Here is a 16842-nt window from a genome sequence, read left to right as displayed (position 1 = left end):
GGGGGCCGCTCAGTGGGTGAACAGGCAGGACTCGTAGAGCCGGACCCCGTGCTCCAGGGCCTGCTCCCGGGTGACGGGGCTCTCCGGGTCCAGCCAGGCCAGCACGATCTCACCCATCCCGCCGAGACAGAAGTGCCCGGCGACGCGCAGGTCGTCGGGCTCGATCCGGGAGTCGGCGGCGCTACCGACCATGAGCTCGGCGAAGCCGCGGTTGGCGCTGCGCCGGCGCGCGAGCAGCGCAGGACAGCCGACCGCGTCGACCAGCGCCACGACCCGGCGCGGGTCGCGGTCGACGTCGTCGAACCACGCGGTGAGGGCGGCCCTGATCTGGGCGGCCGGGTTCGGGGCCGCCGACTGCACCGCGGCCATCGTGGCGGCGGCACGCTCGTCGACGACGTGGTCGAACACCGCGCACCCGAGCTCCACGCCCGAGGCGAACTCCGCCGCGGCGGAGGCGGGCAGCCCGGCCTGTTCCGCGGCCGAACGGGGGTCGACGGCGGACCAGCCGCCGTCGGCCCACTGCTGCAGGGCCGCGTCGAGGAGGGCCTCGCGGTCCCGTTCACCCCGGTCCATGCGCGCCACTATGGCACCTCTAGGGGGAACGACACCCATCTCCGGGAGCTATCCCCATCTTTGGTGATGTGCCGCCGCGGAACGTGATGGCGACGGTGAATACGCTGGAGGGCATGAGCAAAGCCGTGCTGACCGCCGTGGCGTGGCCCTACGCCAACGGCCCCCGGCACATCGGCCACGTGTCCGGCTTCGGTGTGCCCTCCGACGTGTTCGCCCGGTACCGGCGGATGGCGGGGGACCGGGTGCTGATGGTGTCCGGCACCGACGAGCACGGCACCCCGATCCAGGTCCAGGCCGACGCCGAGGGGCTGACCCCGCGCCAGCTCGCCGACAAGTACAACGGCGTGATCACCGACGACCTGCAGGGTCTCGGGCTGAGCTACGACCTGTTCACCCGGACCACGACGTCGAACCACTACCGCGTCGTGCAGGACATGTTCACCGCGCTGTACAAGAACGGCTACGTCGTCCCGAAGACGCAGCTGGGCGCGATCAGCCCGTCCACCGGCCGCACCCTGCCCGACCGCTACATCGAGGGCACCTGCCCGATCTGCGGCTACGACGGCGCCCGCGGCGACCAGTGCGACAACTGCGGCAACCAGCTCGACCCGGCCGACCTCAAGAACCCGCGCTCGCGGATCAACGGGGAGACGCCAAAGTTCGTCGAGACCGAGCACTTCTTCCTCGACCTGCCCGCCTTCTCCGAGGCGCTCGGCAGCTGGCTGTCGACCCGCACCGACTGGCGCCCCAACGTGCTCAAGTTCTCCGCCAACCTGGTGGAGAACCTCAAGCCGCGCGCCATCACCCGCGACCTGGAGTGGGGCGTGCCCGTCCCGCTCGACGTCTGGTCGGACAACCCGCTCAAGAAGATCTACGTCTGGTTCGACGCCGTCATCGGCTACCTGTCCGCCTCGGTGGAGTGGGCCCGCCGCGGCCCGGACCCGGACGCGTGGAAGCAGTGGTGGACCGACCCGGCCGCCGAGGCCTTCTACTTCATGGGCAAGGACAACATCACCTTCCACTCGGTGATGTGGCCGGCGATCCTGCTCGGGCAGAACGGCGCGGGCGACCGCGGCGGCGAGCCCGGGCCGTACGGGACGCTCGACCTGCCCAGCGAGGTCGTGTCCTCGGAGTACCTGACCATGAGCGGGTCGAAGTTCTCGACCAGCCGCGGCACCGTCATCTACGTCGGCGACTTCCTGCGCGAGTTCGGGCCGGACGCGCTGCGCTACCACATCGCCGTCGCCGGGCCGGAGAACCAGGACGTCGACTTCACCTGGGACGAGTTCGTCCGCCGGGTGAACTTCGAGCTGGCCAACGAGTGGGGCAACCTGGTCAACCGGTCCATCTCGATGGCCCACAAGAACGTGGGCGCGGTCCCCACGCCGACGGCGCCGCAGCAGGCCGACGCCGAGCTGCTCGCGTACTCGCGGGCCGGGTTCGACACCGTCGGCGGGCTGCTCGCGCGGAACCGGTTCAAGCAGGCCGCGGGTGAGGCGATGCGCGTGGTCACCGCCGCGAACCGGTACCTGTCCGACCAGGAGCCGTGGAAGCGCAAGGACGACCCGGAGCGCCGGGACACGATCCTGCACACCGCGCTGCAGGTCGTGCAGGACGCCAACACCCTGCTGACCCCGTTCCTGCCGCACGCCGCGCAGAAGGTGCACGAGGCGCTCGGCGGCACCGGGGTGTGGGCCGCGCAGCCGGAGAAGACGACCGTCGACGACCTCGGCGACGGCCCCGCCTACCCGGTCCTCACCGGCGACTACGCCGCCGAGCAGGCCCACTGGGGGTCGACGCCGATCGAGGTGGGGCGCCCGCTGGCCAAGCCGTCGCCGATCATCGCCAAGCTCGCGCCCGAGCTGGGGGAGACCGGGCCGGAGTGGGCCCCGGTCCGGAAGTGAGCGGACACGGCCGCCGGCCGCGTCCCGAGCCGCCGGAGCCGCTCGCCGCGCCGACGATCGACAGCCACACCCACCTCGACGCGTGCGGCTGCGAGACCGACGCCGACGTCGTCGCCGCGATGGACCGGGCGGCGGCGGTCGGCGTCGTCGGCGCGGTCACCATCGCCGACGACCTCGACGGCGCGCGGTTCGCCGTCCGCGCCGCGCACGCCGACGACCGGGTGTGGGCGGCCGTCGCGCTGCACCCCACCCGGACGGCACGGGTACCGGCCGCCGACCTCGCCGAGATCGAGCGGCTGGCCGTCGACGACCGCGTCGTGTCGATCGGCGAGACCGGCCTGGACTACTACTGGGACCACAGCCCGCCCGCCGCGCAGCAGGATGCGTTCCGCTGGCACATCGGGCTGGCCAAGCGCACCGGCAAGCCGCTGATGATCCACGACCGGGACGCCCACGACGACGTCCTGCGCATCCTCCGCGAGGAGGGCGCCCCGGACACCGTGGTCTTCCACTGCTTCTCCGGCGACGCCGCGATGGCCCGGGAGTGCGCCGACGCCGGGTACGTCCTGTCCTTCGCCGGGCCCGTCACCTTCAAGAACAACCACGAGCTGCGGGCCGCCGCGGCACTGGTGCCCGCCGGGCAGTACCTCGTGGAGACCGACGCGCCGTTCCTCACCCCGCACCCGCACCGCGGCCGGGCCAACGAGCCCTACGTGCTGCCGTGGACCGTGCGGGGGATCGCCGCGACCCGCGGGGAGTCCGAGGCCCTGGTCGCCGAGACGGCCCGCCGCAACGCCGAACGGATCTTCCGGCTGCGCACAACCGATTGACGCCGTCCGCCGTGACGAATGGCGGGGTAGTCGTCACTCACCGTCGATCACAGTCCGCTCGTCGCCACGCGCGCGTCGGAAACGCTGCGCCGGGTCACGGTCCGCTAACGTCCCTCGTCGTACCCGCCGGGACGGGGTCGCTCCCCCGACCCGCGGGACGACGACCGGTCCGCTCCCCAGCGACGGTTCCGCTCCCCGGCACCGCGCCGGTCGTCGTTCCCGCAGGTCATGGCCCCTCCCCGGACAGCCGAGCCCCCGGGAAGTCATGTCTTCGCGTCACGCCGCACCGCTCGCCGACGACGAGCTCACGCGACCGCTCCCCGTCATCGCGCCCGCCGGTCTCGCCGGCGACGAGGCCGGGTACGTCACCTACGAGGGCCGTCACCGCACCGCCGGTGCCCGCTCCCGGGCCGGGGTCCGGACGGCCGCTGCGGCCGCGCTGTTCTCGGTCCCGACCGGCGGCCTCGCCGCCGCGGTGCTCACCGCCCCGGCCGAGCAGCCCGCCCAGGAGCTCCAGGCCGGGCTCGCCGCGAACGCCACCGACCTCGGCACGGCGTCGATGAACCTCGACCGGCCCTCCTCGCCCGCGTCGTTCGCCCCGGTCGCCGCCCCGACCACCGGCTCGGACATCGTGAACGCCCAGATCGTCGAGTCGCAGAAGCTCCCGGCGCCGGAGCAGGAGGTGCAGGACCCGTCGCTCGACGAGGGCACCCGAACCGTCGTCGACCCGGGCCGTGAGGGCGCCCGCAGCATCATCTGGCGGGTCACCTACGACCAGGGCCGCGAGATCGCCCGCGAGCGCGTCGGCGCCGGTCAGGACACCCCTGCCATGCCGCGCGTGGTCAAGGTCGGCACCAAGAAGAAGGTCGAGGAGACCGTCGAGAAGGCCGCCGCGAAGGCGAAGTCCTCGGCGCCCGCGGTCTCGAACGGCGGGACCTGGGACAAGCTGGCCAAGTGCGAGTCCGGCGGCAACTGGGCGATCAACACCGGCAACGGCTACCAGGGCGGGCTGCAGTTCAACAAGCAGACCTGGCAGGCCTACGGCGGCGGGCAGTACGCCCCGACCGCGGACCAGGCCTCCCGCGAGGAGCAGATCGCGGTCGCGGAGAAGGTCAAGGACGACCGCGGCGGCTACAGCGCCTGGCCGTCCTGCTCCTCCAAGCTCGGCCTGAGCTGATCCCGCACGCACCCCGCCCGGGGTGCCCGGCGAGAATGGTGCCGTGAGCGACCACGGGACCGACGGCGGCCGGAGCCGGAGCATCGACGCCGACGGCGACCGGAGCCGGACCACCGCCACCGCCCGCCTGCTGGGCCCGGCCGACGTCCGGGTGCTGGCCGAGCGGCTCGGTCTGCGCCCCACCAAGAAGCTCGGCCAGAACTTCGTCCACGACGCCAACACCGTCCGCCGGATCGTGAAGTCGGCCGGCGTCGACGGCGACGACGTCGTCCTCGAGGTCGGCCCCGGTCTCGGCTCGCTCACCCTGGCGCTGCTGCCGGTCGCGGCCCGGGTGCACGTCGTCGAGATCGACCCGGTGCTGGCCGGGCTGCTCCCCGACACCGTCGCCGAGCGCGCCCCCGAGCTGGCCGGTCGCCTCACCGTGACCGGGGCCGACGCCATGCGGGTCGGCGCGGACCGGCTCGCGGCCGACGCCGGGCCCGGTGCGGCGCCGCCCACCGCGATCGTCGCGAACCTGCCCTACAACGTCGCGGTGCCGGTGATCCTGCATCTGCTCGCCGAGCTGCCGTCGCTGCGGACCGGGCTGGTCATGGTGCAGGCCGAGGTCGCCGACCGGCTCGCCGCCGGACCCGGCTCGCGCGAGTACGGCGCCCCCAGCGCCAAGCTCGCCTGGTACGCCGCCGCCCGCCGGGCCGGGCCGGTGCCGCGCGCGGTGTTCTGGCCGGTCCCCGGCGTCGACTCCGGGCTGCTGGCCTTCACCCGGCACGACCCGCCCGCCGACGCCGACCGGGCGGCGACCTTCGCGGTCGTCGACGCGGCCTTCGCCCAGCGCCGCAAGGTGCTGCGGGGAGCGCTGTCGGGCTGGGCCGGCTCGGCCGCGGCGGCCGAACAGGCCCTGCGCGCCGCGGGGGTCGACCCCACTGCCCGCGCCGAGACCCTGGCGGTGTCCGACTTCGCCCGGATCGCCCGGAACCGCCCCGCTGGGCACCCTCCCGCCTGACCGGACCGTGCCGGGGGCAGCGCATGATGGCGTGGTGACGCGGTCGAGGGAACAGGTGGTCAGCGCCGACGGGACGAACCCGTGGCCCGCGCTGTGGGCGCTGGTGATCGGGTTCTTCATGATCCTGGTCGACGCCACCATCGTCACCGTCGCGACGCCCGCGCTCCTGACCGCGCTGGACGCCGACGTCAACTCCGTGGTCTGGGTGACCAGCGCCTATCTGCTCGCCTACGTCGTCCCGCTGCTGGTCACCGGGCGGCTGGGGGACCGGTTCGGGCCCAAGCGCGTCTACCTGTGCGGGCTCGCGGTGTTCACCCTGGCCTCGCTGTGGTGCGGGCTCACGACGACCGTCGGCGCCCTGATCGTCGCGCGGGTCGCCCAGGGTTTCGGCGCCGCGATGATGACGCCGCAGACCATGGCCGTCATCACCCGGACCTTCCCGGCGGCCCAGCGCGGTCGCGCGATGAGCCTGTGGGGCGCCGTCGCCGGCGTCGCGACGCTCACCGGGCCGATCGTCGGCGGGCTCCTCGTCGGCGGCCTCGGCTGGGAGTGGATCTTCTTCGTGAACGTCCCGGTCGGGGTGATCGCCTTCGTCGCCGCCTGGCGGCTGGTGCCCTCGCTCGAGACCTCGCGCCGCCGGTTCGACGTCGTCGGTGTGGTGCTGTCCGCCGCGGGCATGTTCCTGCTGGTCTTCGGTATCCAGGAGGGCCAGAAGTTCGGCTGGAGTGCGGGGATCTGGGCGCTGATCGGCAGCGGCGTCGTCGTGCTGGTCGCGTTCGTGTGGTGGCAGCGGGTCACCACCAGCGAGCCGCTGGTCACGCTGCGCCTGTTCCGGGACCGCAACTTCTCGCTGGCCAACATCGCGATCTGCACCGTCGGCTTCGCGATCACCGCGCAGGGCTTCCCGCTGATGATCTACGCGCAGAGCGTGCGCGGCTTCACCCCGACCCAGGCCGCGCTGCTGCTCGCGCCACTGGCGATCTTCTCCGGCGCGCTCGCGCCGTACACCGGTCGGCTGACCGACCGCGTCCACCCGCGGCTGATCGGCGGCTTCGGGATGTCGACGTTCGTCATCGCGCTGGCCTGGCTGGCGTGGGTGATGGGCCCGGACACCCCGGTCTGGCAGCTGCTGCTGCCGCTCACCCTGCTCGGCATCTCCAACTCCTGCGTCTGGGCGCCGATCTCCACCAGCGCCACCCGTAACCTGCCGATGGACCAGGCCGGATCCGGGTCGGGTGTCTACAACACGACCCGTCAGGTCGGCGCGGTGCTCGGCAGTGCGGGCATCGCGGTGCTCATGGAGTCGCGGATCGCCGCGCTCGTCCCGGGCGCGTCGGCGATCGGCGGCTCCCCGGAGGTCGCCGCGACCGGCGGCCCGCTGCCCGAGGTGCTCCGCGACCCCTTCGCGACGGCGATGGCCCAGTCGATGCTGCTGCCCGCGGTCGTGCTGGTGATCGGGTTCGTGGCCGTCGCCTGCTTCGCGACGCCGCGCCACCTGGTCGAACGCCGCGCGGCCGCGGAGCGCACCGGCTCCGCGGAGTCACTCACCCGGTAGCTCCTCCTCCGGGAGCGGACGCCTCCTCCGGGAGCGGGCGTCGGCGGTGGGCCGGCTGATCGGTCAGGCGGCGGTCCGCACCGGGCGGTCGCGGATGCCTGGTGTGCGAATTCGCTTACCCGGTAAGCGAATTCGCCGGAGAGACGGTATCGGTGGGGACGATCCCGGTGTCGACGGTGGGAGATCGGGCGGCGGTGGGTAGGGGGGGCGGTGTCGGGTGGGGCGGGCGTTGGCCGTCCCACCGGCGGCGCTGTCCTGCCCGTCGGATCGCGCGGGTGCCGGTTCTCCGAGTTCGCTTACCGGGTAAGCGAACTCGGAAGGGGACGGGTGCCCGCGACCGGGCTGATCGACCTGCCGCGTCACCCGGTGCCGCGCCACCGGGGTCGGATCGGCCGAGGTCGGTCCGCCGGGGCCCGGCCGGCCGGACCGGGCAGTGCGGCCGGCCCGGCCGGACCGGTGAGCCCGGCCACCCCGGATGCCGGGCGGCGGCGGCCCGTCCCGTGCTGCCCGTAGGGTTGAGCGGTGCTGTCCGCCGTGCCGCGACCGGTCACCGTCCGGGTTCCCGCGAAGATCAACCTGCACCTCGCCGTGGGCGGGGTGCGGCCGGACGGCTTCCACGACCTCGTCACGGTGTTCCACGCCGTCAGCCTGTTCGACGAGATCTCGGTCGAGCAGGCGCAGGAGCCCGCGCTGGAGGTGCACGGCGACGGCGTCGCCGAGGTGCCGCTGGACGCCACCAACCTGGCCTGGCGAGCGGTCGAGCTGCTCGCGGAGAAGGCCGGGCGCGCCCCGGACGTGCGGGTGACCCTGCGCAAGGGCATTCCGGTCGCGGGCGGCATGGCGGGCGGCTCCGCGGACGCGGCGGGCACACTCGTCGCGCTGTCGTCGCTGTGGCGGCTGGAGCTGGGCCGCGACGAGCTGGCCGAGCTGGCCGCCGAGCTCGGATCGGACGTCACGTTCGGCCTGCACGGCGGCACCGCGCTCGGCACCGGCCGCGGCGAGAAGATCATCCCCGTGCTCGCCCGGCACCGGCTGCACTGGGTGATCGCGCTTGCCCGCGGCGGGCTGTCCACACCGGCGGTGTTCTCCGAGCTGGACCGGCTGCGCGGCGACGGCCCGATCGCCGAGCGGCCGGTCGAGCCCGTCCTGGAGGCACTGTCCTCCGGGGACCCGCGGCGGCTCGCGCTCAACCTGGGCAACGACCTGCAGGTGGCCGCCGTCTCGATGGCCCCGGACCTGCGCCGCACCCTGCGGGCCGGGGTCAACTCCGGCGCGCTCGCCGGGCTGGTGTCCGGGTCCGGGCCGACCTGCGCGTTCCTGTGCTCCGACGCCGACTCGGCCGTCGAGGTCGCGACCGAGCTCGCCGGCATGGGGGTGTGCCGGACGGTGCGGGTCGCCCACGGCCCGGCCGGCGGCGCCCGCATCGTCGACACCTCCGAGACCGGCGGCGACCACCCCCCCGACCGCGGCGGTCCCTCGAGCTCCGGCTCGTGGCCCCCGGTCCGTGCCTGACCTTCCCGACGGTGGAGACGTAGTTGCCCGAGAACCTGCTCAACCTGGAGAACGTCACCGCGCACGTGCCCGGTGACGCCAGCCGTGTCCTGCTCGACGGCGTCTCGCTCGGTGTCGAGCGCGGCGACCGGATCGGCGTCGTCGGCCTCAACGGCGGCGGGAAGTCGACCCTGCTCGACGTGATCACCGGCGATCGGCCAGTCGAGGGCGGCCGGGTCAGCCGCCTCGGGGGCCTGCGGATGGCGCACCTGGTGCAGCACGACCGCTTCCCGGCCGGGTCGACGGTGCGCGACATAGTCCTCGCCGAGTACGGCGCCGACCACGAGTGGGCCGCCGACGCCCGGGTTCGCGACGTCCTCGACGGGCTCGCCATCTCCGACATCGAGCGGCCCACCGACGGCCTGTCCGGCGGCGAGAAGCGCCGGGTCGCGCTCGCCGCGGCGCTGATCGGGGAGCTCGACCTCGTCGTCCTCGACGAGCCCACCAACCACCTCGACGTCGAGGGCATCGGCTGGCTCGCGACGCACCTGACGGCGCGGCGGATCGCACTCGTCGTCGTCACCCACGACCGCTGGTTCCTCGACACCGTCTGCACCCGGACCTGGGAGGTCGCGAACGGGCGCGTCGAGTCCTACACCGGTGGCTACGCCGACTGGGTCTACGCCCGCGCCGAGCGCGGCAGGCAGGCCGACGCCGCCGAGCAGCGCCGCCGCAACCTGGCCCGCAAGGAGCTGGCCTGGCTGCGCCGCGGCCCGCCCGCCCGGACCTCGAAGCCCCGCTACCGGATCGAGGCCGCGGAGGCCCTGATCGCCGACGTGCCCGCGCCGCGCGACACCGTCGAGCTGATGGCGTTCGCGACCAACCGGCTCGGGCGCACCGTGCTGGAGCTGGAGGACGCGACCGTCTCCGTCGCCGGGCGCATCCTGCTCGACGACGTGACCTGGCGGCTCGGCCCGGGCGACCGGGTGGGCATCGTCGGGGTCAACGGCTCCGGCAAGACGACGCTGCTGCGTGCCCTGTCCGGGGAACGCGCGCTCGACTCGGGCCGGCGTGTCCAGGGCAGCACCGTGAAGATGGCGCAGCTGTCGCAGGAGCTCGTCGACCTGCCCGCCGAGATGCGCGTGCTGGAGGCCACCGAGGCCGTCGCCAAGTACGTGCGGTTCGGCAAGCAGGAGATGACCGCGTCGCAGGTACTGGAGCGGCTCGGGTTCCCCGCGGCCCGCCAATGGACCCCGGTCGGACGCCTGTCCGGTGGCGAGCGACGGCGGTTGCAGCTGACCCGGCTGCTGATGGACGAGCCCAACGTCCTGCTGCTCGACGAGCCCACCAACGACCTGGACGTCGACACCCTCGCCGGGCTGGAGGACCTCCTCGACGGCTGGCCGGGCACCCTGGTGGTCGTCAGCCACGACCGTTACCTCACCGAGCGGGTCTGCGACCAGGTCGTCGCCCTGTTCGGCGACGGACACCTCACCCACCTGCCCGGCGGGATCGGCGAGTACCTGACCCGCCGTGCCGCCACCGGCCACGGCCCTGCCGGGGCCGCACCGACCGCGCCGGTACCGGCCGGTGCGCCCGTCGCACAGGCGGCCGGGCCGAAGGCGAGCGCCGCGGAGCAGCGGGCCGCCCGCAAGGACGCCCAGCGCCTGGAACGACGGATGGGGCAGCTCACCGCGCAGGAGGAGAAGCTGCACGCCCGGCTCGCCGAGGCCGCCACCGAGCCCGGCCGGCTGATGGAGCTGGACCGGGAGCTGAAGGCCGTCGTCGCCGAGCGCGAGAGCGTCGAGCTGGAGTGGTTCGAGGCCGCCGAGCGCGCCGAGGGATGAGGGGTCTCTCCTACCCAGGTAGGAGGGACCCCGGGTAAGAAATCAGTAGTTCGACCGATCCGCGGCCCCCGGGTGCGCGGATACCGTCGTACTCGCGTCACGGCGGGCTGGGGAGCCTCGCCGGGGCGCGGGGGGAGAGACGGGCCGGTTCCGTCGCCACAGTCGGGGGGTGGCGACGGGACCGGGCTCGTGGCGGTGAGTCCGCCGCCCGCGGCTGTCACCGCGATGCGGGCCGAGCAGCCGGATCGACATCATGGTCATTGTGCCCCGGAACGATGTCGGGGTGTCGTGGCACGGTGGGACCGTGGAACTGGATGACGAGTTCGTCGTGGACGGTCACCGGGTGCGCTGGACCGCACGGGGCTCGGGACCGCCGGTGGTGTTCTGCCACGGCACCCCCTGGTCGTCGTGGCTGTGGGCGCCGATCGCCGCGGCGGTGGCCGGGTCGCACCGGGTCCTGCTGTGGGACATGCCGGGCTACGGGGCGTCCGGGCACAGCGCGGACGTCTCGCTCGGCGTACAGGGCCGGGTGTTGGCCGGGCTGCTCGAGCAGTGGGACCTGCCCGAGCCGCCGCACGTCGTCGCCCACGACTACGGCGGCGCCGTCGCCCTGCGTGCGCACCTGCTGCACGGCGCGGCCTACCGGTCGCTGACGCTGGTCGACGTCGTCGCGCTCGCCCCGTGGGGTTCGCCGTTCTTCCGGCTGGTGCGGGAGAACGCCGAGGTGTTCGCGGCGCTGCCGGGGCCGCTGCACGAGGCCCTCGTCCGGGCCTACGTGCGGGGTGCCGCGCACCGGCCCCTGCGGCCCGCCGACGAGGACGCGCTGGTCGGGCCGTGGTTGGGCGAGCGGGGTGCGGCCGCGTTCTACCGCCAGATCGCGCAGGCCGACCAGCGCTTCACCGACGAGGTCGAGCCGCGCTACGGCGAGCTGGACCTGCCGGTGCGGGTGGTGTGGGGCACCGAGGACACCTGGATACCGGTCGACCGCGCGCACCGGTTGACCGCAGCGGTACCGGGGGCCGAGCTGCACCTGGTGCCCGGGGCAGGGCACCTGATCCAGCTCGACGCCCCGGAGGCGCTCACCGCGCTGGTGCTGGGGGCACTCAGCCGGACGCCGTGACCACCTTCGCCAGCTCGTCGAGCTTCGCGAGGGTCTCGGACTCGGGCAGTGTCGGGAGCAGGAAAGTGACCCGCTCGACGCCCGCCTCGGCGTACCCCGCGACGACATCCGGGTCCGGCTCCCCGCCGAACACCGTGGTCGGCACGTCCGGCTTGCCCCGCTCGGCGAGGTCGTCACGGACGCGGCGGATCTCGTCGAAGGAGGTGTGCCCGCGCGGGAGCCAGCCGTCGCCGACCTCGGCGAGCCGGTTCAGCGCGGCCTCGCTCTCCCCGCCCAGGTAGATCGGCGGGGTGCGCACCGGCTTGGGCCAGGAGAAGGACCGCTCGACGTCGAGGTGGTCGCCGTGGAACTCGGCCTCGTCCTCGGTCCACAGCGCCCGCAACGCGTGCAGCTGCTCGGTCATCAGTGGTCCCCGGGTCCTCGGGTCGACGCCGTGGTTGCGCATCTCCTCGCGGTTCCACCCCGCGCCGACGCCGAACAGCAGCCGTCCGCCGGACACCAGGTCGAGGCTGGCGGTCTGCTTGGCGGTGTGGATGATGTCGCGCTGCGGCAGGAGCGCGATCCCGGTGCCCAGGAGCAGGTCGGTGGTCGTCCCCGCCATCGCGGTGAGCGCGACGAACGGGTCGAGGGTGCGGTAGTACACCCGCGGCAGGTCGCCCCCGCCGGGGTAGGGCGACTCCCTGCTGGTGGGGATGTGCGAGTGCTCGGCGAGGAACACCGAGTCGAAACCGCGTTCCTCCAGCGCCCGGCCCAGCGGCCCGGGACGGATGCCCTCGTCGGTCACGAACGTTGCGATACCGAACTTCATGACCCCCGGGTACCCGTCGGGCCGGGCGGTCACGCCCCCCCGGCCAACCGGTCCAGCAGCAGGGCCTCCGCCAGCACCCCGCGCCCGAACATGCCCAGGTGCAGGCTCTCGTCGATGCCGTGCCAGCGGCTGGCCGGGTCCCCGACGCCGGTGACCAGCACCGCCGCGCCCGGGAACGTCCGGGCGAACTCGGCGATGAACGGGATGGACCCGCCGATGCCGGTCTCGACGGCGTCGTTGCCGTAGGCGGCGGAGAACGCGGCGCGGGCGTGGTCGTAGACCTCGCCGGTCGAGGACAGGCTGAACGGCTCGGCGACGCCGTGGCCGGGCGTCACCGACACGTGCGCTCCCCACGGGACGCTGCCCTCCAGGTGCTCCGCCAGAGCGCGCTGGGCCTCGCGGGCGTCCTGCCCGGGGGCCAGCCGCATGCTGACCATCGCGCGGGCGCGGGGGAGCAGCACGTTCGAGGCCTCGGCGACCTTGGGCGCGTCGATCCCCAGCACGGCGACGGCGGGCGCGTGGTTGACGCGGTCCGGGATCGAGCCGGTGCCGAGCAGTTCGACGCCGTCGAGCAGGCCCGCGTCGGAGCGGTAGGTGGCGTCGTCCGGGTCGGGCGCGTCGGAGCTGCCGCGCACCAGGCCGGGGACGGCGACCTCGCCCTTGTCGTCGTGCAGGGTGGCCAGGGTGCGGCACAGCGCGGTCAGCGCGTCCCCGATCGGGCCGCCGTAGACCCCGGAGTGCACCGGACGCTCCAGCATCGACACCTCGACGACGACGTCGACCAGGCCGCGCAGGCTGGTGGTCAGCGCCGGGACGTCGACGGCCGGGTTGGCGGCGTCGGCGATCACGATGACGTCGGCGGAGAGCTTCTCGCGGTGCTCGGCCAGGAGCGCGGTCAGCGTGGGGGAACCGGACTCCTCCTCGCCCTCGATGAACAGCACGACCCCGACCGGCGGCCGTCCCTCGTAGGCGCGGAGCACGGCGAGGTGGGTCATGACGCCGGCCTTGTCGTCGGCGGCGCCACGGCCGTAGAGCCGCCCGTCGCGCTCGGTCGGCTCGAACGGCGGGCTGCTCCAGTCGTCGTCGCCGCCGGTGGGCTGGACGTCGTGGTGGGCGTAGAGCATGACCGTCGGCATGCCCTCGGGTGCGGGCCAGTGCGCGACGACGGCCGGGGCCCCGCCGTCGGCGGAGAGGATCTCGACCGAGGCGGCGCCCGCGTCGCGGGCCAGCGTCGCGACGGCGTCCGCGGAGCGGCGGGTGTCCTCGGCGTGTGCCGGGTCGGCCCAGATGCTCGGGATGCGGACCAGCGCCTCGAGGTCCGTGCGCGCGCCCGGGAGGACGGCGTCGACGGCGGCGGAGAGGTCGGCGGGAGCGGGGTCGGTGTGCGGCTCGGCCATGCGCCCGGATGCTACGCCGCGGCGCGTCGCGTACGGCCGGTCGTCGATCGTGCCGCCCCGCACGGGCGGTTCGTCGCTACATTCGGGCCCATGTCCCGATTCCTGGCGACGTTGCTGGAGTCCGCGACCGTTCCCGGCGGGCTCGCCCGTGGGATGACGACGGGGGAGCCGCGCGAGCCCGTGCGGCGTTCCTGGGCGGAGGTGCACGAGACGGCCCGCGGGATCGCGGACGCCCTGCGACGCCCCGGCGAGGACGGCGGCCCTGCCCTGCCCTTCGGCGGCGCCGTCGGGGTGCTGGCCGGCGAGCCCGCGGCGATCGCCCCCGCCGCGCAGGCGGTGTGGCTGTGCGGCGGCAGCGTGACGATGCTGCACCAGCCGACCCCGCGCACCGACCTCGCCGAGTGGGCCGCCGACACCGTGACCACCCTGGGCATGGTCGACGCCGCGATGGTGCTGCTCGGCCCGCCCTTCGACGCGCTCGCGCCGGTGCTGACCGAGCGGGGCGTCCCGTTCCGGATGCTCGACTCGCTGACCGGCGACCCCGCCGCGTTCGTCGCGGACGCCGCCGTCGCCGACGAGGACGACACCGCGCTGCTGCAGCTCACGAGCGGTTCCACCGCCGCCCCGAAGGCCGTGCGGATCACCCACGCGAACCTGCACGCCAACATCGGCGCCATGGTGACCGCGTCCGCTCTGGACGTCGCGACCGACCGGATGGTGTCGTGGCTGCCGCTGTTCCACGACATGGGGATGGTCGGGTTCCTGACCGTCCCCATGACGGTCGGGCTGGACCTGGTCACCGTCACCCCCGCGGACTTCCTGGGCCGCCCGCGGCTGTGGGCCGAGCTGATCTCGTCCTACGGCGGCACCGTCACCGCGGCCCCGAACTTCGCCTACGCCGTGCTGGCCCGCCAGCTCGCCCGGGTCGACGACGGCGCGCTCGACCTCTCCTCGCTGCGGCTGGCGCTCAACGGCGCCGAGCCGGTGGACCCGGCGGCCGTCGCGGCGTTCACCGACGCCGGTGCCCGCTTCGGGCTGCGACCGGAGTCGGTGCTGTGTGCCTACGGGATGGCGGAGACCGCGCTCGGGGTGTCCTTCGCGCCCGTCCACACCGGGCTGACGGTGGACCGGGTCGACGCCGAGTCCCTGGAGACGCACCGGCGCGCCGAGCCCGCGGGCACCGGTCCGGTGCGGGAGTTCCCCGAGCTCGGACCGCCGCTGCCCGGGATCGAGGTGAAGGTCGTCGGCAGCGGCGGTCGCGTGCTGGGCCCCCGGGAGGTCGGGGTGCTGCACCTGCGCGGCGACGCCGTGACGCCCGGCTACCTCACCGTCGACGGCCCGCTGTCCACCCAGGACCGCGACGGCTGGTTCGACACCGGCGACGAGGGCTACCTGACCCCCGACGGCGCCGTCGTCGTGTGCGGCCGCACCAAGGACGTGATCATCATGGGTGGGCGCAACATCTACCCGACCGACATCGAGCGGGCCGCCGGTGCGGTCGAGGGCGTGCGCGCGGGCAACGTCGTCGCGGTCCGGATCCCAGCAGGTGACGGGCGGCACCGGGAGTCGTTCGCCGTCGCCGTCGAGGCGAAGGGGGCCGACGGCCCCGAGGCGGTGCGTGCCATCCGCGACGACGTGATCCGCCGCGTCGTCTCCGCGGTGGGGGTGCGGCCGGCCGAGGTCGCCGTGCTGGCGCCGGGGAGCCTGCCGAAGACGCCGTCGGGGAAGCTGCGCCGCGCCGCGACGGCGGACCTGCTCACCGCCCGCCGCTGACCCGGACACACGGGAGCCCCGGTCCCTGCGAGGGACCGGGGCTTCCGTGGAGGGCGGGGCTCAGCCCGACAGCGGGTGGAACCGGTTCTGCGCCGGCTCCAGGCCCTCGGACAGCAGGGCCTCGGCGGCGTCCGCGGCGAGGTCCAGACCGAGGTCGAGCTCCTTGTTCTCCACGCCGGAGAACCGCTTGAGCACGTAGTCCGCCGGATCCTGGCGACCCGGCGGCCGGCCGATGCCGAACCGCACGCGCAGGTAGTCCTTCGTGCCGAGCGCCTTGCTGATCGAGCGCAGGCCGTTGTGCCCGCCCTCGCCACCACCGCGCTTGAGGCGGACCACGCCGAAGTCGAGGTCCAGCTCGTCGTGGACGACGATCACCTCGGTCGGCGGGATCGAGAAGTACTGCACGAGCCCGGCGACCGGGCCACCCGAGAGGTTCATGTACGTACGGGGGACGGCCAGGGTCACCGGGCGACCGGCGAGCCGGCCCTGCGCGATGTCGGAGTTCGACCGCTTGTGCGCGGAGAACCGGCCGGCGCCGGCCCGCGTCGCCAGCAGTGCGGCGACGCGGGTACCGACGTTGTGCCGGGTGCCCTCGTAGTCCGGACCCGGGTTCCCGAGTCCGACGACGAGAGCCGGCCCCGGCACGGGGCTCACTTGTCGGAGGACTCGGAGTCGCCCTCGGAGTCCGCGGAACCCTCGGCGGAGTCGCCCTCGGTCTCGGCCTCGGCGGCCTGCTCCTCGTCGGACGGCTCCTCGACCACACCGGCGCCCTCGGCGTCGACCTCGGCCTCGAGGTCCTCCTCGGTCGGGGCCGGGACGACCTGCACGACGAGGTACTCCTCGTCGGTGCGCAGCTCGACGCCACCGGGAAGCTTCAGGTCCTTGGCGAAGTACTGGGTGCCGATCTCGGCGTCCTCCACGGAGATCTCGATGTTCTCCGGGATGTTCAGCACGTCGGCCTCGACCAGGACGGTGTTGAGGTCCTGGGTGACCAGCGAGCCGGGGGCGGCCTCGCCGGTGACGACGACGTCGAGCTCGACCTCGACCTTCTCACCACGCTTGATGACGAGCAGGTCGACGTGCTCGATGTAGGGGCGCAGCGGGTGCACGACCACGGTCTTGGTCAGCGCGAGCTGCGGGCTGCTGCCGTCGACGTCGAGCTCCAGCACGGCGTTGCGGCCCTGCTCGCGGACGACCGCGGCGAACTGCAGCGACGGCAGCGACAGGTGGACGGGGTCGGTCCCGTGGCCGTAGAGGACGGCGGGGATCTTGCCGGCGCGACGGGTGCGACGGGCGGCGCCCTTACCGAACTCGGTCCGGGTCTCGGCGGGGATGCGGGTCTGGGCCACGGGAACTGCTCCTCGAAC

14 protein-coding genes are annotated in these 16842 nt (G+C 74.1%); 9 read left to right on the top strand and 5 right to left on the bottom strand.

Going from position 1 to position 16842, the window contains the following annotated elements; genetic code table 11:
- Window positions 1-9: 9 nt before the first annotated feature.
- Window positions 10-573 (bottom strand): TetR/AcrR family transcriptional regulator, encoded by a 564-nt coding sequence (locus tag DMP15_RS26395; protein WP_073577614.1) that lies wholly within the window; start codon window positions 571-573, stop codon window positions 10-12.
- 113 nt (window positions 574-686) lie between these two features.
- Between DMP15_RS26395 and metG the strand changes: the two genes are divergently transcribed.
- The 8 genes from metG (at window position 687) to DMP15_RS26355 (ending at window position 11497) form a co-directional block, all read left to right on the top strand.
- Window positions 687-2477, top strand: coding sequence for a methionine--tRNA ligase (gene metG, locus DMP15_RS26390; protein WP_073577615.1), 1791 nt, complete (start codon window positions 687-689; stop codon window positions 2475-2477).
- Window positions 2474-3307, top strand: coding sequence for a TatD family hydrolase (locus tag DMP15_RS26385; RefSeq protein ID WP_073577616.1), 834 nt, complete (start codon window positions 2474-2476; stop codon window positions 3305-3307). The genes metG and DMP15_RS26385 overlap by 4 nt, the downstream gene beginning before the upstream one ends.
- Before the next feature lie 265 nt (window positions 3308-3572).
- Entirely contained in the window at window positions 3573-4484 is a 912-nt protein-coding gene (locus tag DMP15_RS26380; protein ID WP_073577617.1) for a resuscitation-promoting factor, read from the top strand.
- Between the two features lie 127 nt (window positions 4485-4611).
- Window positions 4612-5484 (top strand): 16S rRNA (adenine(1518)-N(6)/adenine(1519)-N(6))-dimethyltransferase RsmA, encoded by an 873-nt coding sequence (gene rsmA / locus DMP15_RS26375; RefSeq protein WP_217266935.1) that lies wholly within the window; start codon window positions 4612-4614, stop codon window positions 5482-5484.
- 34 nt (window positions 5485-5518) lie between these two features.
- On the top strand, window positions 5519-7039 hold the full coding sequence (locus DMP15_RS26370) for a DHA2 family efflux MFS transporter permease subunit (RefSeq protein WP_304580198.1): 1521 nt from the start codon (window positions 5519-5521) through the stop codon (window positions 7037-7039).
- 522 nt (window positions 7040-7561) lie between these two features.
- Complete coding sequence (locus tag DMP15_RS26365) at window positions 7562-8551, top strand: 4-(cytidine 5'-diphospho)-2-C-methyl-D-erythritol kinase (RefSeq protein WP_337826608.1); 990 nt, start codon at window positions 7562-7564, stop codon at window positions 8549-8551.
- Window positions 8552-8574: 23 nt separating this feature from the next.
- A complete protein-coding gene (locus DMP15_RS26360) occupies window positions 8575-10377 on the top strand; it encodes an ABC-F family ATP-binding cassette domain-containing protein (RefSeq protein WP_073577620.1) in 1803 nt (600 codons plus the stop codon).
- A 304-nt stretch (window positions 10378-10681) separates the two neighbouring features.
- Entirely contained in the window at window positions 10682-11497 is an 816-nt protein-coding gene (locus tag DMP15_RS26355; protein ID WP_073577793.1) for an alpha/beta fold hydrolase, read from the top strand.
- Here the strand turns inward: DMP15_RS26355 and DMP15_RS26350 are convergent.
- Window positions 11481-12305: an LLM class F420-dependent oxidoreductase gene (locus DMP15_RS26350; RefSeq protein ID WP_073577794.1), complete on the bottom strand. Its 825-nt coding sequence runs from the start codon at window positions 12303-12305 to the stop codon at window positions 11481-11483. The two genes, DMP15_RS26355 and DMP15_RS26350, sit on opposite strands and share 17 nt — an antisense overlap.
- 29 nt (window positions 12306-12334) lie before the next feature.
- Complete coding sequence (locus DMP15_RS26345; protein WP_337826607.1) at window positions 12335-13702, bottom strand: dipeptidase; 1368 nt, start codon at window positions 13700-13702, stop codon at window positions 12335-12337.
- 90 nt (window positions 13703-13792) lie between these two features.
- Here DMP15_RS26345 and DMP15_RS26340 point away from each other — a divergent pair, with 90 nt between their 5' ends.
- Window positions 13793-15475: a fatty acyl-AMP ligase gene (locus DMP15_RS26340; RefSeq protein WP_337826606.1), complete on the top strand. Its 1683-nt coding sequence runs from the start codon at window positions 13793-13795 to the stop codon at window positions 15473-15475.
- Window positions 15476-15535: 60 nt separating this feature from the next.
- On the opposite strand, the gene pth is transcribed toward DMP15_RS26340, so the two are convergent.
- Both pth and DMP15_RS26330 read right to left on the bottom strand, forming a co-directional pair.
- A complete protein-coding gene (gene pth, locus DMP15_RS26335) occupies window positions 15536-16129 on the bottom strand; it encodes an aminoacyl-tRNA hydrolase (RefSeq protein WP_073577622.1) in 594 nt (197 codons plus the stop codon).
- Window positions 16126-16824, bottom strand: a complete 699-nt coding sequence (locus DMP15_RS26330) for a 50S ribosomal protein L25/general stress protein Ctc (protein ID WP_073577623.1) — start codon at window positions 16822-16824, stop codon at window positions 16126-16128. Before DMP15_RS26330 ends, pth begins: the two co-directional genes overlap by 4 nt.
- Window positions 16825-16842: the final 18 nt, after the last annotated feature.

Source organism: Pseudonocardia sp. UM4_GMWB1 (assembly GCF_017312155.1).
Taxonomy (GTDB): domain Bacteria; phylum Actinomycetota; class Actinomycetes; order Mycobacteriales; family Pseudonocardiaceae; genus Pseudonocardia; species Pseudonocardia alni.
Note: the sequence above shows the minus strand (reverse complement) of the source record. Positions and strands in the feature narration are given on the sequence as shown.